The sequence below is a fragment of the Paenibacillus sp. GCM10027628 genome, assembly GCF_042676385.1.
Taxonomy (GTDB): domain Bacteria; phylum Bacillota; class Bacilli; order Paenibacillales; family NBRC-103111; genus Paenibacillus_E.
Genome location: NZ_JBHTHA010000042.1, coordinates 1 through 6,247 on the forward strand (window position 1 = coordinate 1; position 6,247 = coordinate 6,247).

At 52.4% G+C, this 6,247-nt stretch carries 7 protein-coding genes; 5 read left to right on the forward strand and 2 right to left on the reverse strand.

The features are described 5' to 3' along the window. Positions 1-50: 50 nt before the first annotated feature. Positions 51-854, reverse strand: a complete 804-nt coding sequence (locus ACFQZT_RS26765; RefSeq protein ID WP_379304980.1) for a class I SAM-dependent methyltransferase — start codon at positions 852-854, stop codon at positions 51-53. Positions 855-1,152: 298 nt separating this feature from the next. Here ACFQZT_RS26765 and ACFQZT_RS26770 point away from each other — a divergent pair, with 298 nt between their 5' ends. From ACFQZT_RS26770 to ACFQZT_RS26785, 4 genes are read left to right on the forward strand one after another with little or no spacing between them, the layout of a single operon-like run. Further along, positions 1,153-1,989 (forward strand): electron transfer flavoprotein subunit beta/FixA family protein, encoded by an 837-nt coding sequence (locus tag ACFQZT_RS26770; protein ID WP_379304982.1) that lies wholly within the window; start codon positions 1,153-1,155, stop codon positions 1,987-1,989. A gap of 20 nt (positions 1,990-2,009) precedes the next feature. Continuing rightward, complete coding sequence (locus tag ACFQZT_RS26775; protein WP_379304984.1) at positions 2,010-3,161, forward strand: electron transfer flavoprotein subunit alpha/FixB family protein; 1,152 nt, start codon at positions 2,010-2,012, stop codon at positions 3,159-3,161. Next, the gene (locus tag ACFQZT_RS26780) at positions 3,158-4,468 is read left to right on the forward strand and encodes an FAD-dependent oxidoreductase (protein ID WP_379304986.1); all 1,311 of its coding nucleotides are present in this window, start codon (positions 3,158-3,160) and stop codon (positions 4,466-4,468) included. Before ACFQZT_RS26775 ends, ACFQZT_RS26780 begins: the two co-directional genes overlap by 4 nt. Beyond that, positions 4,465-4,752, forward strand: coding sequence for a ferredoxin family protein (locus tag ACFQZT_RS26785; RefSeq protein ID WP_379304988.1), 288 nt, complete (start codon positions 4,465-4,467; stop codon positions 4,750-4,752). Before ACFQZT_RS26780 ends, ACFQZT_RS26785 begins: the two co-directional genes overlap by 4 nt. Before the next feature lie 425 nt (positions 4,753-5,177). On the opposite strand, the gene ACFQZT_RS26790 is transcribed toward ACFQZT_RS26785, so the two are convergent. Beyond that, the gene (locus tag ACFQZT_RS26790) at positions 5,178-5,372 is read right to left on the reverse strand and encodes a hypothetical protein (protein WP_379304990.1); all 195 of its coding nucleotides are present in this window, start codon (positions 5,370-5,372) and stop codon (positions 5,178-5,180) included. 111 nt (positions 5,373-5,483) lie between these two features. Between ACFQZT_RS26790 and fosB the strand changes: the two genes are divergently transcribed. Continuing rightward, complete coding sequence (gene fosB / locus ACFQZT_RS26795; RefSeq protein WP_379304992.1) at positions 5,484-5,912, forward strand: metallothiol transferase FosB; 429 nt, start codon at positions 5,484-5,486, stop codon at positions 5,910-5,912. Positions 5,913-6,247 lie beyond the last annotated feature (335 nt).

The following is a 6,247-nucleotide window of genomic DNA, read 5'->3' on the forward strand; positions in this document are numbered from 1 at the left end:
TTTTCAGTGGCCTCGGCAGAGCCACGGGTTGTTTTTTGTTTGCAGCAATTTTAAAAGCTGGATGTGTGAGAAACCGGCTTATGCAAAAGCGCACGCCATTCATCGATTTCCAAGGATTGAACAGCTCCATTTTCGATACAAATAGAAAAATAGCGATGAAACGTCGGATCAGCTTCAGCGATGAACTGTTCGACGTTTTTTGTTTGTTCTTCACTGTCTGCCGTGCGCCTTGCCCAGACGGGGAATGGGTGCTTTTTTCGGTTCATAACCGACTGCTCGACTTGCAGTCCTGCCTCCGCGGCTAAAGCAGACCATTCCCCTACAGAAAGACATCTGACATGGCTGGTGTCTCGCATCGCCTCAAAAGTGTTCATAAATGTTCCGAGCGCTTCATCCTCGGGGGCTACGTTATCGATAAAAACCAATTTACCCCCTGGTTTAAGAACTCGGGACACTTCCTGCAAAAACTGATGGGGACGGGGAAAATGATGAGCGGCAATCCGGCAGGTCACGGCATCGAATGCATGGTCTAGGAACGGCAGATGCTCGGCATCAGCCACAACGAACGTGACATTGCTGCACTGCGCTTGTTTTAAATGGTTGGAGGCTGCCTCCAACATGCGGGGTGTTAGGTCAGTAGCGATCACATGCTGCACGTGGGGAGAGAGTTGTTTGGCCACATGGCCGCCACCCGTTGCGATATCTAAAACAATCCACGCTGCCGCCGGCTGCAGCCAATGATGAATTAATGCGAGGTCATCTCCTCCGGCATGAGACTCGCTGGTCACGTACTTGTCGGCATGTTTACCAAATTGTTCTTGTACCTGATGCTTGATCTGTTGTTCGTTTTCCAATTCCAGCACCTCCTGACAGATCGTTTCATATAATGAAACTCAATATCATTAAATGAAACTTATAACTGTATTTTACCACGACGGGATGTAGAAGGAAATAGGTTTATTGGGGGTCATTTTAAAAGCATTTTTCGCATATATTGTTGTAGATTCCCATCCATGGATAGCGCCTATTGTAAGCGGTTCCCCTTCGGGCATTTACGTGACAAAATTCACAATGAAGTCAAGCTGCTTAGGTGGATTCGCGTCTTTGGACTGTAGCAGGCAGGAGATCGTAACAGAACAGGAGGATGCAGTGATGCTGCATATTGTGGTGTGTATTAAGCAGGTACCTGACAGCCGAGAGATACGGATTGATCCTAAAAATAATACGTTAATTCGCCAAGGCGTTCCGAGCATTGTGAATTTCTACGACATGCATGGCTTGGAAGAAGCGCTGCGGATTAAGGATGAACAAGGCGCAAGAATTACGGTCGTGACGATGGGGCCGCCGCCGGCGGAAAAGGGTTTGAAGGAGTGTATTTCCCTTGGCGCAGACGAGGCGGTACTGGTAACGGATCGCGGCTTCGCAGGTGCTGATACGCTGGCTACTTCCTACGTGGTGGCAAGAACGATCCGCAAAATCGCGGAAACATGGGGGCCAGTCGATATTGTTTTTTGCGGAAAGCAAACGCTGGACGGCGATACCGGCCAAGTGGGGCCGGGTGTAGCGTGCAGGCTGGATCTGGAGCAGCTGACTTATGTAAATAAAGTGGTTGATGTCGACGAAGAGAAACGGAAGGTGCGTGTGCATCGCCTGTTGGAAGACGGCATTGAAGTTGTTGAGACAAGCATGCCGGTGCTCATCACGGCGCTCAAAGAGCTGAATAAAGTAAGGCGAGCTTCTATGCCGGGTATGATCCGAGCAGCGCGTTATAAGCCAGTCGTCTGGACGACGGCAGATTTTCCGGACCTCGAGCGCGCCAAAATCGGGCTAAAAGGATCTCCGACCATTGTAGCCAAAACATGGGTGCCGGAAATTAAAGCGGTAAAAACGCAAATGATCGCCTATGATTCACCGGAAGCAGCGGCTGCTCAGTTAGCCGATCAGCTCTGGGAACTGGAAATACCGACCCGTTTGGGATGGACTTCATAGAAGGAAGGGTGGAAGAAAGAATGGCTAACGAACAGACAAGCGAACCGTCAGAGCAAGCGATGCCGGATTGGTCGGCCTATCGCGGGGTGTTGATCGTTGTGGAGCAGCGGGACGGCGAAGCGAAAAAGGTATCCTGGCAGCTTCTGGGCGAAGGCAAGAAGCTGGCGGCGAAGCTGGACGTGCCGCTTTTGGCGCTGGTCATCGGTGATGAGGTGGCTCACCTCGCCGAAGAAGCCGTGCATTACGGCGCGGATCGTGTTTATCTGTGCGAAGCGCCGGAGCTTCGCACGTACAGGACCCGGCCGTACAGCCGGGTCTGCCTTAAGCTGATCGAGGAAGCGAAGCCCGAGATCGTGCTGTTCGGCGCGACAGCGACGGGCCGCGACCTGGCAGGCGCGATTGCCACGCACCTGCCGACGGGGCTGACGGCCGACACGACGCAGCTCGATGTCGAGCCGCCGCCGTCAAGGCTGCTGCTGGCAAGCCGGCCGGCCTTCTCGGAGAAGATGATGGCGACCATCCTCTGCAAGCAGTATCGGCCGCAGATGGCGACGGCTCGCGCCGGGGTATTCCAGGCGCTGCCGAAGGATACGGCGCGCCAAGGCGAGATCGTGCGTATCGAGGCGGCGATGCGCGAGGAAGAGATTGCCGCGCAGGTGCTCGATTTTCTGCGCGAGACGGGCAAGATTAATCTCGAGGAAGCCGAGATTATCGTGGCGGGGGGCCGCGGGCTTGGCGGTCCCGACGCCTTTGGGCCGCTCGCCGAGCTGGCGGAAGCGCTCGGCGGCGTCGTTGGGGCATCCCGCGCGGCTGTCGACGCGGGATGGATCGGGCACGAGCACCAGGTCGGTCAGACCGGTGCGACGGTGCGGCCGAAGCTGTACTTTGCGATCGGCATCTCCGGCGCCGTTCAGCATACGGTCGGTATGAGCAACGCCGACGTCGTCGTGGCAATTAATAAGGATGAGAAGGCGCCGATCTTCCAGTTCGCGCATTACGGCATCGTCGGCGATTTGTTTAAGATCGTACCGGCGATTACGGAAGAAATCCGAAAGCGCAGATCGTTATTCGGCATTCCGCTGCCGAAACCAACTGAATCAGCCGCTGCGGAAGCGGACTCTGCGGAATTGAATTTGAATATCCCTGCTAGAGAAAGGAGTGAAGCCAGATGAGCGAAAAATTTGACGCGATCGTCGTCGGCGGAGGCCCTGCCGGAGCCGCAGCCGCTTTAACGATGGCACGAGCCGGTTTATCGGTCGTTTTGCTAGAGCGCGGTGAGTTTCCAGGTGCCAAAAACATTTTCGGCGGCGTCCTATACCGCAAACAAATCGAGGAGCTTGTGCCGGAGTTTTGGAAAGAGAAAAACTTCCCCATGGAGCGGTACATCGTCGAACAGCGTGTGTGGATGATGGGAAAAGAGTCAATGGTAACTTTTGGACACAGGAACGAGGCGTATAAGGAACCGTACAACTGCTTTACTGGACTAAGGGTCAAATTCGATCAATGGTTCGCCGATAAAGCGGTTGCCGCCGGCGCTCTGCCGATCTATGAAACGGTTGCGCTGGATGTCATCCGCGAAGGTAATCGCGTCGTCGGTGTCCGCACCGACCGGGAAGACGGCGATCTCTACGCCGACGTGGTCGTCATTGCCGATGGTGTCAATTCTTTGCTGGGCAAGGCGATGGGCATTCACAAGGAATGGCATCCTGATGAAGTGTCCTTGGCTGTGAAAGAAGTCATTGCGCTGCCCAAGGAGAAGATCGAAGACCGGTTCGGACTCGAAGGCGACGAGGGCGTCACCATTGAATTCATGGGCGAGACGTCGCTCGGTATGGCCGGAATGGGCTTTCTTTATACGAATAAAGAAACGATATCGCTAGGCGTCGGCGTGATGGTCAATCATCTGCGCGACAAAAAAATAAAACCGTACGCGGTGCTGGACGCGGTCAAGCAGCATCCGATGATTCGCAAGCTCATCCAGGGCGGCGAAACGAAAGAATACTCCGGTCACCTCATTCCGGAGGGAGGTTTTCACTCCATCCCGCCGTTATCCGGCGATGGCTGGTGCGTCTGCGGCGATGCTGCGCAGCTCATTAACTTCGTCCACCGCGAGGGCACCAATCTCGCGATGACTTCCGGCCGTTTGGCGGGCGAGGCCATCGTAGAGGCAAAAGAACGCGGCGACTATTCCGCCGCCTCACTGCGAGCCTACGACCAGAAGATCCGAGAGTCGTTTGTGCATAAAGATTTGAAGAAATACAAGGGTATGCATCAGTTCCTCAAAGAGCAGGATCCCGGTCTGCTCTTTGATAAGCTGCCGAGAGCGCTGAACGAAGCGGCTTACAACATGTTTCTGGTGGATGGCGTACCGAAAGCCGACAAACAGAAAATGGCTGTGCAGCTAATTAAAAACGCAGCCGGCGGCACGATGAACCTGATGAAGCTAGGCTATAAAGGATGGAGGGCGATGAACGGATGAGCCAGACAGACGTCTCAGAGAAGCTGTTCACCATTCGATACAAATGCGATGACAAGTCGCACTTGATTATTAAGGATGCACAAACGTGCTTAAACTGTACGACGAAGGATTGCAACTACTTCTGTCCCTCGGATGTGTATGAATGGGAGAAGAAGCTGAAAATTACGACGGTTGCGTTCGAGAACTGCATCGAATGCGGCACGTGCCGCATAGCATGTCCCTCCCACAACATTGACTGGGTTTATCCCAAAGGCGGGCATGGGATCACCTACAAATATGGCTAATGAGTACAACGAAAAAGAGGGTGTTTCGAAAGTCATCGTAGATGACTGAGGACAGTCTTTTGATCTTTCGCTGGCGGGGGGGAACACCCCCGCACAGCGATGTAAAACATCGTTGCGGCCACGCTACGATGTTGATCCTACCCCTGCAACGATGGAAACCATCGTTGCAGTTCGCCTTTATACGCTGGCGCGCGGGAACACCCCCGCACAGCGATGTAAAACATCGTTGCGGCCACGCTACGATGCTGATCCTACCCCTGCAACGATGGAAACCATCGTTGCAGTTCGCCTTAAATCGCTGGCGCAATGGAAGGTGATGAGTCCATCCCGGCTATTTCTTTGACTTTGAATTACTTTATTTGCACCAAATTTTTTCGATGCGCTGGTGGTTTTAAGAGGTTCTTCCGTCCCCCTAAAGGGGAGAATCAGGCATGATAACTTCCCACCGGCTCGTTCAACACCCACTCCAGCATGTCGATCATATCGGCGACTCGCTCACTCTGAACGGTCAGCGCTTCACGCTCTGAATCGCTGCCAGCTTGGTCTATTCGAAGCTTCAGTGATTGCTGCTGCTGAATCAGTTCATTGTATTTACGTTTGATTTGGCTTTCGGTTCTCATGATGTACACCTCATGGTATCTAATTTTCTCCTATCATACTCTCGTTCGGACTCCAAGATCAAATATGGTATAATTAGTCTACAATCCGTCCGTAAGGAGCCTCAATTGCCAATGAAAATCCAAGGCATGAATCATTTGCTATTTTCCGTATCCGACCTGGACAGGTCCATACTCTTTTACCAGCAAGTGTTTGGAGCAAAATTACTTGTGAAAGGCCGCAAGCTGGCCTACTTTGATTTAGACGGCCTGTGGCTGGCTCTTAATGTGGAAGCGGACATCCCCCGGAATGAAATTCATCAATCCTACACCCACATGGCTTTCACAATCCAAGAGGAAGATTACGAGGATCATCTTGAGCGTTTGACCCAATTGAACGTAAACATCCTTCCCGGACGGCCTCGGAGCGACAAAGACGCGCTTTCGATTTATTTTACCGATCCTGACGGTCATAAATTTGAATTACATACCGGCACGCTTGAGGACCGCCTTCGTTACTACCGGGAGGAGAAACACCATATGACGTTCTATGAGGAAGATTGAAGGCGTTCCATCCACTTCGTCATGAACTGCGCCCGATTGCGCACATCCTGGAGTCAATTTCATAATTAATTTACGAGTTCTCCACAAAGCGTAATCTTGAAAAAGATAGTTATCAAAACTCCAGCTAATTTCACAATTCGGAATGACGATTTATCCATGGATTTGTCGAGTGGCTCGCTCTTCCGCAGATTTGAATGCACATCATGCAACCATCGGCCACTTTCAAAGAAATGAGGGGGTAACCTTTGGGTCACCCGCTTGATAAAGAACAAAGGAGTCAGTTTCATAATTCAAAACCCTTGCCGTAGCAAGGGTTTTTGGCATGAAAAAAAGGA